The 15,638-nt window shown below is 62.8% G+C and carries 18 protein-coding genes; 9 read left to right on the top strand and 9 right to left on the bottom strand.

All coding sequences use genetic code 11. The annotated features are described in order from the left end of the window. Both CAF78_RS28645 and tyrS read right to left on the bottom strand, forming a co-directional pair. On the bottom strand, positions 1–227 hold a 227-nt coding region (locus CAF78_RS28645), incomplete at its 3' end, for a hypothetical protein (RefSeq protein ID WP_218189785.1). 229 nt (positions 228–456) lie between these two features. After that, positions 457–1,656 carry a tyrosine--tRNA ligase gene (gene tyrS, locus CAF78_RS13635; protein WP_085676203.1) on the bottom strand — a complete coding sequence of 400 codons (1,200 nt, stop codon included), beginning with the start codon at positions 1,654–1,656 and terminating at the stop codon, positions 457–459. Between the two features lie 215 nt (positions 1,657–1,871). On the opposite strand from tyrS, the gene CAF78_RS13640 reads away from it, so the two are divergent. Together CAF78_RS13640 and CAF78_RS13645 are read left to right on the top strand one after the other, a co-directional pair. Further along, positions 1,872–3,290 (top strand): peptidoglycan DD-metalloendopeptidase family protein, encoded by a 1,419-nt coding sequence (locus tag CAF78_RS13640; protein WP_085676204.1) that lies wholly within the window; start codon positions 1,872–1,874, stop codon positions 3,288–3,290. A gap of 3 nt (positions 3,291–3,293) precedes the next feature. Then, positions 3,294–4,385 (top strand): anhydro-N-acetylmuramic acid kinase, encoded by a 1,092-nt coding sequence (locus tag CAF78_RS13645; RefSeq protein WP_085676205.1) that lies wholly within the window; start codon positions 3,294–3,296, stop codon positions 4,383–4,385. A 59-nt stretch (positions 4,386–4,444) separates the two neighbouring features. On the opposite strand, the gene erpA is transcribed toward CAF78_RS13645, so the two are convergent. Next, on the bottom strand, positions 4,445–4,795 hold the full coding sequence (gene erpA, locus CAF78_RS13650; protein WP_027917433.1) for an iron-sulfur cluster insertion protein ErpA: 351 nt from the start codon (positions 4,793–4,795) through the stop codon (positions 4,445–4,447). Between the two features lie 146 nt (positions 4,796–4,941). Continuing rightward, positions 4,942–5,976: an N-acetyl-gamma-glutamyl-phosphate reductase gene (argC, locus tag CAF78_RS13655; protein ID WP_085676206.1), complete on the bottom strand. Its 1,035-nt coding sequence runs from the start codon at positions 5,974–5,976 to the stop codon at positions 4,942–4,944. Positions 5,977–6,118: 142 nt separating this feature from the next. Between argC and hemJ the strand changes: the two genes are divergently transcribed. From hemJ to CAF78_RS13685, 6 genes are all read left to right on the top strand, one after another. Continuing rightward, positions 6,119–6,544: a protoporphyrinogen oxidase HemJ gene (gene hemJ, locus CAF78_RS13660; RefSeq protein WP_085676207.1), complete on the top strand. Its 426-nt coding sequence runs from the start codon at positions 6,119–6,121 to the stop codon at positions 6,542–6,544. A 24-nt stretch (positions 6,545–6,568) separates the two neighbouring features. Next, positions 6,569–7,525, top strand: coding sequence for a nitronate monooxygenase family protein (locus tag CAF78_RS13665; protein ID WP_085676208.1), 957 nt, complete (start codon positions 6,569–6,571; stop codon positions 7,523–7,525). 67 nt (positions 7,526–7,592) lie between these two features. Beyond that, the gene (locus tag CAF78_RS13670) at positions 7,593–8,375 is read left to right on the top strand and encodes an SDR family oxidoreductase (protein WP_085676209.1); all 783 of its coding nucleotides are present in this window, start codon (positions 7,593–7,595) and stop codon (positions 8,373–8,375) included. A 62-nt stretch (positions 8,376–8,437) separates the two neighbouring features. Continuing rightward, positions 8,438–8,776, top strand: a complete 339-nt coding sequence (locus CAF78_RS13675; protein ID WP_013970615.1) for a histidine triad nucleotide-binding protein — start codon at positions 8,438–8,440, stop codon at positions 8,774–8,776. A gap of 66 nt (positions 8,777–8,842) precedes the next feature. Continuing rightward, complete coding sequence (gene coq7, locus CAF78_RS13680) at positions 8,843–9,490, top strand: 2-polyprenyl-3-methyl-6-methoxy-1,4-benzoquinone monooxygenase (RefSeq protein WP_085676210.1); 648 nt, start codon at positions 8,843–8,845, stop codon at positions 9,488–9,490. Positions 9,491–9,500: 10 nt separating this feature from the next. Next, positions 9,501–10,541 (top strand): DUF2157 domain-containing protein, encoded by a 1,041-nt coding sequence (locus CAF78_RS13685; RefSeq protein ID WP_085676211.1) that lies wholly within the window; start codon positions 9,501–9,503, stop codon positions 10,539–10,541. Between the two features lie 142 nt (positions 10,542–10,683). On the opposite strand, the gene CAF78_RS13690 is transcribed toward CAF78_RS13685, so the two are convergent. After that, the gene (locus tag CAF78_RS13690) at positions 10,684–11,106 is read right to left on the bottom strand and encodes an OsmC family protein (protein WP_004376171.1); all 423 of its coding nucleotides are present in this window, start codon (positions 11,104–11,106) and stop codon (positions 10,684–10,686) included. 191 nt (positions 11,107–11,297) lie between these two features. On the opposite strand from CAF78_RS13690, the gene crp reads away from it, so the two are divergent. Beyond that, positions 11,298–11,942, top strand: a complete 645-nt coding sequence (gene crp / locus CAF78_RS13695; protein ID WP_085676439.1) for a cAMP-activated global transcriptional regulator CRP — start codon at positions 11,298–11,300, stop codon at positions 11,940–11,942. Here crp and CAF78_RS13700 read toward each other — a convergent pair. From CAF78_RS13700 to CAF78_RS13715, 4 genes are all read right to left on the bottom strand, one after another. Next, entirely contained in the window at positions 11,939–12,643 is a 705-nt protein-coding gene (locus CAF78_RS13700; RefSeq protein ID WP_085676212.1) for a lipoate--protein ligase family protein, read from the bottom strand. The genes crp and CAF78_RS13700 overlap by 4 nt on opposite strands. A 166-nt stretch (positions 12,644–12,809) precedes the next feature. After that, positions 12,810–13,643 (bottom strand): indole-3-glycerol phosphate synthase TrpC, encoded by an 834-nt coding sequence (gene trpC / locus CAF78_RS13705; RefSeq protein WP_085676213.1) that lies wholly within the window; start codon positions 13,641–13,643, stop codon positions 12,810–12,812. Beyond that, the gene (trpD, locus tag CAF78_RS13710; RefSeq protein ID WP_085676214.1) at positions 13,640–14,689 is read right to left on the bottom strand and encodes an anthranilate phosphoribosyltransferase; all 1,050 of its coding nucleotides are present in this window, start codon (positions 14,687–14,689) and stop codon (positions 13,640–13,642) included. Before trpD ends, trpC begins: the two co-directional genes overlap by 4 nt. 9 nt (positions 14,690–14,698) lie before the next feature. Next, complete coding sequence (locus tag CAF78_RS13715) at positions 14,699–15,292, bottom strand: aminodeoxychorismate/anthranilate synthase component II (protein ID WP_054885201.1); 594 nt, start codon at positions 15,290–15,292, stop codon at positions 14,699–14,701. Positions 15,293–15,638: the final 346 nt, after the last annotated feature.

Raw genomic sequence — 15,638 nt, forward strand, 5'->3', positions numbered from 1 at the left:
TCACAAGCACCCACACGAATTGCTTGATTCGATTTGTTAAAGAGCGTTTGGTTAAGAGCTTTTCGTCTCAACCGAGGCGCGCATTCTACGCTTTCCTCAGGGCCTGTCAAGCGTTTATTTTGAAGTTTTTTGCGAGAAACTCGTTTAGCTTCAAACACTTGACTCGCTGCGATCTCTCGTAGCGGGAGGCGAATAATACAGCGTTTAAAACCGCTGTCAACCTTCATCTCAACCGCTGCCGATCATTCGATCGAAGCGCCTCCAACACCATCTTAACCACCTAACTCATTGAATCTCAAGGAGTTTGTCGTTCCGATGTCGCTGGAAGTGGGGCGCATTATAAGGGGATTCGAAAGGCCGTCAAGCCTTAATTTCAAGAAACGTTAATATCGCTGAAAAACAAAGCGGGGAGGCCTGTCGGCCTCCCCGCTTCTATATAGCTACACCACCAGGCGATCACTCAGCCTTGAGGGTAACCCGGCCAAACGACTTCTTGCCTGCCTGGCACACATGGGTCGCGCCAAGGACAAACATGAAGTCCTTGTCGACCACCGCACCGTCGACCTTCACTGCACCACCGCTAAGCAGGTCACGCGCCTGGGCCGAATTCTTCACCAGGCCAGCGCGGTTCAGCACGGCAGCGATCGGCAAGTCTTCAGCCGCAGCCACTTCGATCTCGGGCAGGTCTTCCGGCAGTTCGCCTTCCTTCATACGGTTACCCGCCGCACGGTGAGCATTCGCCGCCGCCTCTTCGCCATGGAAACGCGCAACGATCTCTTCGGCCAGCTTGATTTTGATGTCACGCGGGTTGGCGCCGTTGGCAACGTCAGCCCGGAACTGGTCGATCTCTTCCATCGAGCGGAAGCTCAGCAGCTCGAAGTAACGCCACATCAGGGTGTCCGGGATCGACACCAGCTTGCTGTACATCACGCCTGGCGCTTCCTGGATACCGACATAGTTACCCAACGACTTGGACATCTTCTTCACGCCATCAAGCCCTTCGAGCAATGGCATGGTCACGATGTTCTGTGCTTCCTGCCCATAGGCGCGCTGCAACTCGCGCCCCATCAGCAGGTTGAACTTCTGGTCGGTACCGCCCAGTTCCACGTCCGCCTTCAGCGCCACGGAGTCATAGCCCTGCACCAGCGGGTAGAGGAACTCGTGGATGGCGATCGGCTGGTTGGTGGTGTAGCGCTTGTCGAAGTCATCGCGCTCGAGCATGCGGGCAACGGTGTACTGCGATGCCAGGCGAATGAAGTCGGCAGGGGTCAGCTTGTCCATCCAGGTGGAGTTGAACGCAACCTCGGTCTTGGCCGGGTCGAGAATCTTGAACACCTGCTGCTTGTAGGTTTCGGCGTTTTCCAGCACCTGCTCGCGGGTCAGCGGCGGACGCGTGGCGCTCTTGCCGCTCGGATCACCGATCATGCCGGTGAAGTCGCCGATCAGGAAGATGACCTGATGCCCCAGCTCCTGGAACTGGCGCAGCTTGTTGATCAGCACCGTGTGCCCCAAATGAAGGTCAGGTGCAGTCGGGTCGAAGCCTGCCTTGATACGCAGTGGCTGGCCGCGCTTGAGCTTCTCGACCAGTTCCGACTCGACCAACACCTCTTCCGCACCGCGCTTGATAAGCGCCAGCTGCTCTTCAACCGACTTCATAGACAGACCCGCAAGGCTCAGATTCAAAGGGAGCCAACCATACAAGATCGGCCATCAATTACAAGTTTCGAAATGAAATGTGACCCGACCGACGCGTCACGGCGTCTACGCGCCCTTGCGCGAAACCAGATTTGGTTATATTTTATACAGTTATTTCATCTTCATCATGTCATTCATCTTTTCCATATTCATTTTTCTTCAAAGTCACCTTACCTATGACCAACGAAACGCCTAAAGCGCCCCCGCTTTATCCGAAAAGCCATCTGTTGGCCGCCAGCGGCATCGCCGCCCTGCTCAGCCTGGCACTGCTGGTATTCCCCTCCAGCGAAGTCGAAGCCAAGAAGACCACCCTCAGCCTGGAGCTGGAAAGCCCGGCCGAGCAAATTAAGGACGGGGCCGACGCCGCCCCGCTGGTACAGGCGCAAGCCGATCAGGGTTCTCCCTTCGCACAGATCGACGGCGCTGAAACCAACACCGAGCAGGCTGCCCAGGAAGCGCCTGCCACCGAGAAAAAACCTGAAGCCAAGGAGCCAGGCCACCGCGAAGTGACCGTAGCCCGCGGCGACACCCTGTCCACCCTGTTCGCCAAGGTCGGCTTGCCGGCCAACGCGGTGCACGACCTGCTGGCCAGCAACAAGCAGGCCAAGCAGTTCAGCCAGCTCAAGCATGGCCAGGTGCTGCAGTTCGAACTCGACAAGGATGGCCAACTGGCCAGCCTGCACAGCAAAGTCAGCAACCTCGAAACCATCCGCCTGACCAAGACTGCCAAGGGCTACACCTTCGATCGCGAGATCAGCAAGCCCGTGGTGCGCACCGCCTATGCCCACGGCGTGATCAAGAGCTCGCTGTCGGCTTCGGCCCAGCGCGCCGGCCTGTCCCACAGCATGACCATGGACATGGCCAAGGTCCTGGGTTACGACATCGACTTCGCTCAGGATATCCGCCCTGGCGACGAGTTCGACGTGGTCTACGAGCAGAAGGTCATGGACGGCAAGGTGGTTGGCACCGGCAGCATCCTGTCCGCGCGCTTCACCAACCGCGGCAAGACCTACACCGCCGTGCGCTACACCAACAAGCAGGGCAACACCAGCTACTACACCGCCGACGGCAACAGCCTGCGCAAGGCGTTCATCCGTACCCCGGTCGACTTCGCCCGCATCAGCTCGCGCTTCTCCGCCGGCCGCAAACACCCGATCCTGAACAAGATCCGTGCGCACAAGGGCGTGGACTACGCGGCCCCCCGCGGCACGCCAATCAAGGCAGCGGGTGATGGCCGCATCGAACTGGCTGGCCGCCGCGGCGGTTACGGCAACACCGTGATCATCGCCCACGGCAACAGCTACAAGACGCTATACGGCCACATGCAGGGCTTTGCCAAGGGCATCAAGACCGGCAGCAACGTGAAGCAGGGCCAGATCATCGGTTATATCGGTACCACCGGCCTTTCGACCGGCCCGCACCTGCATTACGAGTTCCAGGTCAACGGCGTCCACGTCGACCCATTGAGCCAGAAGGTGCCGATGGCAGACCCGATCGCCAAGAATGAACGCCAGCGTTTCCTGCAACAAAGCCAGCCACTGATCGCCCGCATGGACCAGGAAAAGGCCACCATGCTCGCGGCGAACAAGCGCTGACCCATGGCGCTTTACCTGGGGGTGATGTCCGGTACCAGCCTCGACGGCCTGGACATTGCCCTGATCGAACAAGGCGAGCAGCTGCAACTGCTCGCCACCCATTACCTGCCGATGCCAACCGACCTGCGTCAGGATCTGCTCAGCCTGTGCAGCAGCGGCCCTGACGAGATTGCCCGCGCCGCCCTGGCAGAAAACCGCTGGGCCAGCCTGGCAGGAGAAGGTGTTCGGCAGTTGCTCGGCAAGCAAGGGCTGCAGGCCGAGGCCATCCGTGCCATCGGCAGCCACGGCCAGACCATCCGCCATGAGCCGGCGCGCGGCTTCACCGTGCAGATCGGCAACCCGGCGCTGCTCGCCGAGCTAACCGGCATCAGCGTGGTTGCCGACTTCCGCCGTCGCGATGTGGCGGCAGGCGGCCAGGGCGCACCGCTGGTGCCGGCCTTCCATGAAGCCCTGTTCAGCCACCTCGGCCAGCGCCTGGCAGTGCTCAATGTGGGTGGTTTCAGCAACCTTAGCCTGATCGAGCGCGACAAACCCGTGCATGGCTTCGACTGCGGGCCAGGCAACGTGCTGATGGACGCCTGGATCGAGCGCAAGCATGGCCAGGCCTATGATGCCGACGGTGCCTGGGCGGCCAGTGGCAACGTGCAAGGCGAGTTGCTCGGCAGCCTGTTGAGTGACCCGTTCTTCGCCGGCAGCGGCCCGAAAAGCACCGGCCGCGAGGTATTCAACCTGCCCTGGCTGGATAGCCACCTGGCGCGCCTGCCTGCCTACCGTGAAGAAGATGTTCAGGCGACGCTGCTGGAGCTGACCGCGCGCAGCATCATCGAATCACTGCAGAACGCCCAGCATGACACCGAAGCGCTCCTGGTATGCGGCGGCGGCGCGCGCAATGGCGCGTTGATGGCTCGTCTCGCCGAACTGCTGCCAAAGGCCCAGGTCACCAGCACCGGTGCGCATGGCGTGGACCCGGACTGGGTCGAGGCCATGGCCTTTGCCTGGCTCGCCCACTGCTGCCTCGAGGGCATTGCCGCCAATCGCCCAAGCGTGACCGCAGCCAAGGGGCTACGCGTGCTCGGTGCAATCTACCCGGCCTGACCCCCACGCCAGAATGCAAAACGCCGCGCAATTGCGCGGCGTTTTCATACAACCTGGCTTCAGATCGAGAACGAAGAGCCACAACCGCAGGTCGTCGCGGCGTTCGGGTTCTTGATCACGAAACGCGAACCTTCCAGGCCTTCCTGGTAGTCCACCTCGGCACCGGCCAGGTACTGGTAGCTCATCGGGTCGACAACCAGCGAAACGCCTTCACGCTCGACGATGGTGTCATCTTCGGCCACGTCTTCATCGAAGGTGAAACCGTACTGGAAGCCCGAGCAGCCGCCACCGGTGACGAACACGCGCAGCTTCAGGCGGTCATTGCCTTCTTCGGAAACCAGGTTCTTCACCTTTTGCGCGGCGCCGTGGGTGAATTCCAAAGCCGTAGGGGTGAAGGTTTCGACGCTCATGTTGATTCTCCCGGCGCTGTAGCCGCCATAAAACTCGATGACGCGCATTATCCGCTTCTCCGAGAAAATTGGTCAAGAATTGTGCGGCTTTAGTCGCGACAAACAAAAAGGCCCGCACAGCGCGGGCCCTTCCAAGCGACGAACCCTTACGGCAGCAGGCCGGCGTGGGACAGGCCCATGCGCTCATCCAGGCCGAACAGGATGTTCAGGTTCTGCACCGCCTGGCCCGAAGCGCCCTTGACCAGGTTGTCGATCACCGACAGCACCACCACCAGGTCACCACCCTGCGGGCGATGAACGGCAATACGGCAGACGTTGGCACCGCGCACGCTGCGGGTTTCCGGGTGGCTGCCGGCCGGCATCACATCGACGAACGGCTCATCGGCGTAGCGCTTCTCGAACAGCGCCTGCAGGTCGACCGACTGGTCGGCGACGGTTGCGTACAGGGTGGCGTGGATACCGCGAATCATCGGCGTCAGGTGCGGCACGAAGGTCAGGCCGATGTCCTTGCCCGCCGCCAGGCGCAGGCCCTGGCTGATTTCGGGCAGGTGACGGTGACCTTTGACCGCGTAGGCCTTCATGCTTTCGCCAGCCTCACAGAACAGCGAACCGACTGCAGCCCCGCGGCCAGCGCCGCTGACGCCCGACTTGCAGTCGGCGATCAAGCGCGCCGGGTCGGCCAGGCCGGCTTCGAGCAACGGCAGGAAACCCAGCTGGGTGGCGGTCGGGTAGCAGCCCGGCACGGCAATCAGGCGTGCCTGGCGGATCTTTTCACGGTTGACTTCAGGCAGGCCGTAGACGGCGTCCTTGAGCAGCTCCGGCGCACCATGCGGCTGGCCATACCATTTGCCCCATTCGGTCGCGTCCTGCAGGCGGAAGTCGGCAGACAGGTCGATGACCTTGGTCCCGGCAGCCAGCAGTTCGCCAGCCAGGGCGTGGGCGACACCGTGCGGGGTGGCGAAGAACACGACGTCGCAGGCGGCCAGGGTCTTGCTGTCCGGCACGCTGAAGGCCAGGCCGTCGTAGTGGCCGCGCAGGTTCGGATACATGTCGGCGACCGCCACGCCCGCCTCGGAGCGCGAAGTGATGACCGCCACTTCGGCCTGTGGATGCTGTGCCAGCAGACGCAACAGTTCGACCCCGGTGTAACCCGTGCCGCCGACGATACCGACCTTGATCATAACGCTTGCCCCTTTTCAACGAGCCGTCTGGAAAGCGCACGATAATAGGGGCGCAAAGCGCCTGTAACAACTCTTGGGGTGCCCCTTCGGGCGCTTGGGCTCTACTATCTGACGACCGTGATTACCTGAAGGAACTCCCTCCATGCTTTACCTATGGATCAAAGCGCTGCATATCGTCAGCGTGGTCTGCTGGTTCGCCGGCCTGTTCTACCTGCCCAGGCTGTTCGTGTACCACGCCCAGAGCCAGGACAGCATCAGCCAGGAACGCTTCGTCACCATGGAGCGCAAGTTGTACCGCGGCATCATGAACCCGGCAATGATCGCCACCTACGTGTTCGGCGCCTGGATGCTCTACCTCACGCCGGGCTGGCTGAGCCAAGGCTGGCTGCATGCCAAGCTCACCCTGGTGATTCTGCTGACCGGCTACCATCACATCTGTGGTGCCCAGCGCAAACGCTTCGCCGCTGGCACCAACACCCGCACTCACGTGTACTACCGCTGGTTCAACGAAGTACCGGTACTGTTCCTGCTGGGTATCGTGATACTCGTGGTGGTCAAACCGTTCTGACATCAAGACGATGGAGCCTCACCCATGCCCCTGCCAGCTTCGCTCGAACAACGTTTGCGCTTGCCTGTGGTCGCAGCGCCGATGTTCCTGATTTCCAACCCTCCGCTGGTGCTGGCCTGCTGCGGCAGCGGCGTGGTCGGCAGCTTTCCGGCACTGAACCAGCGTGACAGCGCCGGCTTCAAGGCCTGGCTGGAAGAAATCGAGGCAGGCCTGACGCAGTGGCAGGCGCCGGCGCCCTATGCAGTGAACCTGATCGTGCACCCGACCAACCCACGCTTGCAGGCCGACCTGGCACTGTGCGTCGAGCACCGCGTGCCCATCGTCATCACCAGCCTCGGCGCGGTGAAGGAAGTGGTGGATGCAGTGCACGGCTATGGCGGCCTGGTGTTTCACGACGTAACCACCCGCCGGCATGCCGAGAAAGCCGCCGAGGCTGGCGTCGATGGCCTGATCGCCGTGGCGGCGGGCGCCGGAGGGCATGCCGGAACCTGGAGCCCGTTCGCCCTGGCAGCCGAAATTCGCCAGTTCTTCGACAAGACCTTGCTGCTGGCCGGCTGCATCAACCACGGCCACGAGATTCTCGCCGCGCAGTTGCTCGGTGCCGATCTGGCCTACATGGGCACACGCTTCATCGCCACCCAGGAAAGCCATGCCCAGGACGGCTACAAGCAGATGCTGCTCGATGCCCATGCGGCCGACATCATCCACACCCCTGCCGTGTCCGGCATCCCCGCCAGCTTCCTGCGGCCCAGCCTGGAACAGGCCGGCTATGACATGGCGGCACTGAAATCCGGGCACGAGCAAGGCAAGCTCAAGCCGATCGACGACGAAGCCAAGGCATGGAAAACCGTCTGGTCCGCCGGCCAGGGCGTAGGCGACATCGATGACCTGCCCGCGGCCGCCGCACTGATCGAGCGCTTGCACGGCGAGTACCGCGTCGCCCTGGAGCGTACCCAGGCATTGCGCGCCAAAGCCTTGTAGCAAAAGGCAACAACTCGCCTGGCCAGGCTGTACACTAGGCGCCCTCTTCAGCCCCCAGGAGCCTTGCATGACCCGTTACGCCATGATCACCGGTGCTTCCAGCGGCCTGGGCCTGGCCCTGGCGGAAGCCCTGGCGCGGCGCGGGCGCAACCTGATCCTGGTAGCACGCCATCGAGAAACGCTGGAGCCGGTCGCGCTCGAACTGGCCCAGCGCTTCGGCGTCGAGGTGCTGCTGCGCGCCTGTGACCTCAGCCAGCCCCTGCGCCTGTCCGGTTTCGTGCTGGAACTGGAGGAAGGCGAGCGTCGCATCGACCTGCTGGTCAACTGCGCCGGCCAACGGACCTACGGCCCGTTCCTGGCCCACGAATGGGCCGACGAGCAGGACCTGCTGGAGGTCAATATCCTCGCCCTGAGCCGGCTGTGCCACGCCATTGGCAACCTGATGGCGGTGCAAGGCGGCGGGCAGATTCTCAACGTCGCCGGCCTGGCCGCCGTCGCGCCAGGGCCGGGCATGGCCACCTATGCCGCCAGCAAGGCCTATGTGATGAATTTCACCGAAGCGCTGCGCGAAGAGCTCAAGCCGGCCGGCATCAAGGCATCGGTTCTCTGCCCCGGCCCGGTACGCTCGTCGCGCAGGCGCATCCCTCGGCTTGAAGGCAACAGCCGTTGCCTGAGCCCTGAAGAAGTGGCGCTGTACACCGTGCGCGCGCTGGCCAAGAATCGCGCAGTGATCATGCCCGGCCGGCGCAATCGCTGGCTGGCCTTCGCTCCGCGCCTGCTGCCGCGCTGGCTGACGCGCAAGCTCGCCGGCTTCATCCACCGCCGCTACTGCCCGGTCGGCATGGAATAGCCTCTGGGCGAGTGGCGCCCGGCTGAGTACACTCGGCCGACACTCACCCTGGAGCAAGTGCTGTGGACGATTTATTCATCAAGATCATCAACCGGGAGATTCCGGCGAAGATCATCTACGAGGACGACCAGGTTCTGGCGTTCCACGATATCGCGCCGCAGGCGCCGGTGCATTTTCTGGTCATCCCGAAGAAGCACATCCGCACCCTCAACGACCTGACCGAAGAGGACAAGGGCCTGGCCGGCCACATCCTGTTCACCGCCCAGCGCCTGGCGAAAGAACTGGGCTGCGAGGAAGGCTTCCGCGTGGTCATGAACTGCAACGAGCAAGGCGGCCAGACCGTCTATCACATCCACATGCACGTGCTTGGCCAGCGCCAGATGCACTGGCCACCGGGCTGATCCAAGGCAAGCCCCTCCCAAGCGATTGAGGTAAACTGTCGGGCATCACTTCAGCGGAGGTGCCCGATGGCCACCGAACGTCACTACTCGCCGCTCGACCGCTTGTTGCTGCAGGCCGATACCGCCATGCGCACCTTGCTGCCCTTCAGCGGCCAACCCTCCCGCCCGTCGCCGGCGATCATCCAGCCAGATGCCGAAATGGATGACAACCAGACCCGCCACATTGCCGGGCTCATGCGCATCAACCACACCGGCGAAGTCTGCGCGCAGGCGCTGTATCAGGGCCAGGCCCTGACCGCCAAGCTGCCGCAAGTGCGCAAGGCCATGGAACATGCCGCCGAGGAAGAAATCGACCACCTGGCCTGGTGCGAACAGCGCATCCGCCAGCTGGGCAGCCACCCCAGCGTGCTCAATCCCCTGTTCTACGGCATGTCGTTCGGCATCGGTGCCCTCGCCGGCCTGGTCAGCGACAAGGTCAGCCTCGGTTTCGTCGCCGCCACCGAGCATCAGGTATGCAAGCACCTGGACGAACACCTGGAGCAACTCCCCCAGCAGGACGAAAAGTCCCGCGCCATCCTTGAACAGATGCGCGTGGATGAAGAGCAGCACGCCGAGTCCGCGCTGGAGGCTGGCGGCTATCGCTTCCCGATGCCGGTGCGTTTCGGCATGAGCCTGCTGGCCAAGGTCATGACCAAGAGCACCTACCGCATCTAAGGGCGCACACATGACGGACCGTATCGACGCCAAGGACCTGGCGCGCGCCGTGCAAGCCGGCATTCTCCAGCCAGGCCAGGACCAGGCCCTGCTGGCGTTCCTGCGCCAGCAACCACCCGCCCGGGGCAGTTTCCAGCTTGCCCATGTGGCCTTCTATTTCGGCGCCCTGCTGATCATGGGGGCGATGGGCTGGCTGCTCACCGAAGCCTGGATGACCATTGGCGACGGGGCATTGCTGGCCGTCGCCACCCTTTACATCGTTCTTCTCACCTCGTTCGCCCTTAACCTGCAGGGGCGCAAGCAGGCCGTCGCCGCCGGCGTGCTGGCCGCCGTCGCGGTCAGCATCGTGCCGTTGGTGGTGTTCGCCATCGAACGCCTGGCGGGCTGGTGGCCACTGGATGATGCGCAAGTGGCTTACCACCAGTACTACACCTATGTGCAGGGCGGCTGGTTGCTGATGGAGGCGGCCACCGTGGTTGCCGGGCTGCTGATGCTGCGCCTGGTCCCCTACCCCTTCGTGGTGATGCCGATTGCCGTGGCGCTGTGGTTCATGTCGATGGACCTGAGCGAATGGGTGTATGGCTCGCCCTTCTCATGGGAACAGCGGCGCACGGTGTCGCTCTGGTTCGGGCTTGGCTTGCTGCTGGTGTTCCTGGTCGTGGACGGCCGTACCCTCGAGGACTATGCCCGTTGGGGCTATCTGGCGGGCCTGGCGGCATTCTGGGGCGGGCTGACGATGATGGAAAGCGACAGTGAACTGGACAAGGCACTGTACTGCCTGATCAACCTGGGGCTGATGGGCATGGCGGTGCTGTTGCGGCGGCCGGTGTTCATGGTCTTCGGGGCGCTGGGGATAGCGGGTTATCTGGGGTACCTGTCTTACGAGGTGTTTGCCGAGTCGTTGCTGTTCCCGGTGGTCCTGACCCTGATCGGGTTGGGGGTGATCGGCTTGGGGCTGGGGTATCAGAAGCGGCGGGAGCGGTTGAGCCGGGCGGTCAGAAGCAGCTTGCCGGGATGGGTGCTGGCTGCCCTTCCTGCCTTGCGCGATTGACTGAAGATCGCCGGGGCCGCCTTGCGGCCCATCGCAGGCAAGCCAGCTCCCACAGGTCCAGCGCCAGCCTTGAAGTCCTCACATAACCTGTGGGAGCTGGCTTGCCGGCGATGGGCTGCAAAGCAGCCCCAACATCTCGAAGTCAGCCCAGCTCTACGATTTCATAACCATGGGTGATTTCAACACCGGCACGCTCGAGCATGATCGACGCCGAGCAATACTTCTCGGCCGACAACTCCACCGCACGTTTGACCTGGGCCTCTTTCAACCCACGCCCTTTCACCACGAAATTCATGTGGATCTTGGTGAACACCTTCGGGTCTTCGCTGGCACGCTCGGCTTCCAGGAACGCTTCACAGCTTTCCACCGCCTGGCGCGACTTCTTCAGAATGCTCACCACGTCGAAGCTGCTGCAGCCACCGAGCCCGAGCAGGAGCATTTCCATCGGGCGCACGCCCAGGTTGCGGCCACCGGCCTCGGGCGGGCCGTCCATCACGACCACGTGGCCGCTCCCCGATTCACCGAGGAACATCGCTTCACCGGCCCACTGGATGCGTGCCTTCATCTGTCCGTACTCCTGGATTTCGCAAAAGGGTGTCAGCTTAAGCCTTGTATGCCTGTCGGAAAAGCTCAATGCGAGTCGCTTTAGTGCCAAAACTTCCAGCGCTGTCTGATAAGCTGGCGCCAATTGACTGGCGCGTCGCGTCAGCCAAGGTCTAACAAGAGCCTATGCCTCGCATCGAACAGGATTTCGTGATGGTTGCCTCAGCCCTACCCGCCAAGATCAAGAACATCGACAAGCTGCTGGTGCACTGCCAGCGCCGCCGCTACACCGCCAAAAGCAACATCATCTGCGCCGGTGACCGTGCCGAAACGCTGTCGTTCATCATCAAGGGCTCGGTCACCATCCTGATCGAAGACGACGAAGGTCACGAGATGATCATCGCCTACCTCAACAATGGCGACTTCTTCGGCGAGCTGGGGCTGTTCGAACCGGCTGGCAGCGAGCAGCAGCGCAGCGCCTGGGTGCGCGCCAAGACCGAGTGCGAAGTGGCAGAGATCAGCTACGACAAGTTCCGCGAACTGGCCCGCCAGGACCCGGAGATTCTCTATGCCCTGGGCAGCCAGATGGCCCAGCGCCTGCGCAACACCACACGCAAGGTCGGCGACCTGGCCTTCTTCGACGTCACTGGCCGTGTGGCCCGCTGCCTGCTCGACCTGTGCAAGCAACCCGACGCCATGACCCACCCAGATGGCATGCAGATCAAGATCACCCGCCAGGAAATCGGCCGTATCGTCGGTTGCTCGCGGGAAATGGTCGGCCGCGTCCTCAAGGACCTCGAAGAACGCAGCCTGGTGCAGGTCAAGGGCAAGACCATGGTGGTCTACGGCACCCGTTAATCCTTGGGCAAGGCTGCCAGCACGTCGTGGTAGGCCAGGGACAGGCGCTCGAACCAGGGCGCCTCGGGGGCGACTTCGTGCAGGGCGATATGGCTGTCGGCACGGCAGCGCTGCTCCAGCTCACAGCATTCATTGAAGCGGTTGACCGCGGCGACCATCGACTCGCGTTCGTTGTCCAGCAGCAGCGCGCCATGCACCAGCACCACCGGGCGCTTGCCCCCCAGCCCCTGGCGCCAGCGCTGGGCCGTGCCGACCAGCTTGCGGCCGTTGAGGTTGACGTTGTAACGGCCATCGCAGAAGGCACCGTCGATCTCACCCACCGACGCCACGCCGCCCCACTCGCGCAGCACGTCACACAACGGCAGGCACAGGCGCTCATAGGCGCTTTCGATACGGCCATGATCGCCTTCGCTGCGCGGGGCCACGTAGACCAGCGCAACGTTCACCGTCGCGTGCGACTGCGGCACCGGCTCGCCACCCGTTTCACGCAACAGCACCGGCCAGCCGGCAATCGCCAGCTCCGCACAGGCGGCTTCGAAGTTGTCCAGCCGGCTCATGCGCCGGGGCATGACCAGCGCGTGATCGGTTGGGCGCCAGAACAGCACACCGGCATCGCGCTCGCCGCGGCAGACGGCTGCCAGCAGCTCCTGCTCGGCATGCAAACCTTGCTCGACAGTGAGCGCCAGGGGTTGATCGGTCATTGATCCACCTTTGATGTTGGGTTTACCGGCCTTTTCGCGGGCAAGCCCGCTCCCACAAGATTTCTATCGCCCTCGGGTGTACACAGTACCTGTGGGAGCGGGCTCGCCCGCGAAGAGGCCAGGACAGGCATACAAAAAAGCCGGCATAAAGCCGGCTTCGTGTCGATCAGTCCAGAGGCTGAACGGTTTTTTTCACCTGATCAGGGAAGAACAACCGCTGCAGTTCCAGCCCCGGCTGCGCGGCGCGCATGAATGCTTCACCGACCAGGAACGAGTAGACCTCGTTGATCTCCATCAGCTCGACATCGGCGCGGTTGAGAATACCGCTCTCGGTAATGGCCAGGCGGTCACGTGGAATGCGCGGCAGCAGGTCGAGCGTGGTTTCCAGGCTGACTTCGAAGGTGTGCAGGTTACGGTTGTTCACCCCCACCAACGGCGTATCGAGGGTCTTCAGCGCACGCTCCAGCTCATCGCCGTCATGCACTTCGACCAGCACATCGAGGCCGACATCCTTGGCCACCGAAGCCAGCTCGGCCATCTTCACATCATCCAGCGCCGACACGATCAGCAGCACGCAGTCAGCACCCAGGGCACGAGCCTCGACGATCTGGTACGGGTCGACCATGAAGTCCTTGCGGATCACCGGCAGCGAAACGGCGGCGCGGGCCTGTTGCAGGTACGCGTCGGCACCCTGGAAGTAATCCACATCGGTCAGCACCGACAGGCAGGTCGCCCCACCCTTTTCGTAGCTGACGGCAATGTCGGCCGGCACGAAATTCTCGCGAATCACGCCTTTGCTCGGCGAAGCCTTCTTGATTTCGGCGATCACCGCCGGCTGCTTGCGCCTGGCCTGCCCGATCAGCGCATTGGCAAAGCCACGCGGGGCATCGGCAGCCTTGGCCAGGCGCTCCAGTTCGGCAAGGTTCACGCGCGCGCTGCGCTCGGCCACTTCCTGGAACTTGCGGGCGATGATCCTTTCCAGCACCGTCGGCACACTCATGCTTCGTTCTCCACCTTGAATACTGCAGTAAAGGCGCCCAGTTCCTGCAGCTTCTCCCAGGCCAGCCCGGTGTGCAGCACGTCGTGGGCCAGTTCCACGCCAGCCTTCAGGCTCATGGCATGGTCAGCGGCATACAGCGCCGCGCCAGCATTGAGCACGATCATTTCGGCAGCCTTCTGGCCGTTTTCGGTCTTGCGCCGGCCCAGGGCATCACGGATCAGCTCCAGCGAGGCCTGTGGCGTCTCGACGGCCAGGCCATGCAGGCTCTGGCTCTTCATGCCGAGGTCTTCGGGTTCGACCCAATATTCAGTGATCTGGTCGTTCTTCAGCTCGGCGACGAAGGTGGGCGCAGCCAGGCTGAACTCGTCCAGGCCATCCTTCGAATGCACCACCAGCACATGCTTGCTGCCCAGGCGCTGCAGCACCTCGGCCAGCGGACGGCACAGCGCCTGGGTGAACACGCCAACCACCTGGTGCTTCACTCCGGCCGGATTCGTAAGCGGGCCGAGCATGTTGAACAGGGTACGCAGCCCCAGGTCGCGACGCGGGCCAGCGGCATGCTTCATGGCAGTGTGATGGCTTTGCGCGAACATGAAGCCGATGCCCAGGCTATCGATGCAGCGGGCGACCTGGGCCGGGGTCAGGTTCAGGTAGATGCCGGCGGCTTCCAGCAGGTCGGCGCTGCCGCTCTTGCCCGATACTGCGCGGTTGCCGTGCTTGGCCACAGTGCAGCCGGCGGCGGCGAGGACGAACGACGAAGCGGTGGAAACGTTGAAGATGTTGGCGCCATCGCCGCCGGTACCGACGATATCGACCACCCCATCGAGGCTTTTCAGTTCGACCTTGTCGGCCAGTTCGCGCATCACCGAGACCGCGCCGACGATCTCGTCGATGCTCTCGCTCTTCATGCGCATGCCCATCAGGAAGGCGCCGATCTGCGCTTCGCTGCACTGGCCAGTCATGATCTGGCGCATGACATCGCGCATTTCATCGGTGCTGAGGTCCAGGTGGCCGACGATGCGGCTCAACGCGCTCTTGATATCCATGATCGATCCTTAGCGGCGGCCGCCGGTCTGCTTGAGGAAGTTGGCGAACAGCTCGTGGCCCTGCTCGGTGAGGATGGACTCGGGGTGGAACTGCACCCCCTCGATGTTCAGGGTCTTGTGGCGCAGACCCATGATCTCGTCGACCGAGCCGTCTTCATGGGCAGTCCAGGCGGTGACTTCCAGGCAATCCGGCAGGGTTTCGCGCTTGACCACCAGGGAGTGGTAGCGGGTCACCGTGAGCGGGTTGTTGAGCTCGGCGAACACGCCGAGGTCGCGGTGGTGCACCGGGCTGGTCTTGCCGTGCATGACCTGACGGGCACGCACCACATCACCGCCGAAGGCCTGGCCGATGGACTGGTGGCCCAGGCATACGCCGAGGATCGGCAGCTTGCCGGCAAAGTGCAGGATGGCTTCGATGGACACGCCCGCTTCGCTTGGCGTGCACGGGCCTGGAGAAACGACGATGCGCTCGGGGTTGAGGGCTTCGATCTCGGCGATGGTCATTTCGTCATTGCGAATGACCTTGACCTCGGCACCCAGCTCGCCAAGGTACTGTACGACGTTGTAAGTGAATGAGTCGTAATTGTCGATCATCAGTAACATCGGGCTAAACCTCTTGAATCTACTGACTTCAAAAATCGAACCTTCCTACACCGGCCGCAGGCACGGCTTTGCCACGAAGGGCGGTCGCTAAACGAACAGGAAGGCAAACGGGGACGGGCCGGACAGGCCGGCAGAGAGATAAAGTCAGGCGCGCCAACGCCAACGGGCGTGAGCCTTGATAACGCGCATCAAGAGTTTGCTGACGATCAACACAGGATAAGTCTCGCTCATACTTGCACGCACAGTAGCCTACCGGGGCGGCGGGCGCAATATGCCCGTAAACACGGGGAAACGAATGGACTTGGGAGCGATGCACAGCGATTTGCTAAGGTCGATCGGGTCGCCC

The organism is Pseudomonas sp. R28(2017) (assembly GCF_002112505.1).
In the GTDB taxonomy this organism is placed as follows: domain Bacteria; phylum Pseudomonadota; class Gammaproteobacteria; order Pseudomonadales; family Pseudomonadaceae; genus Aquipseudomonas.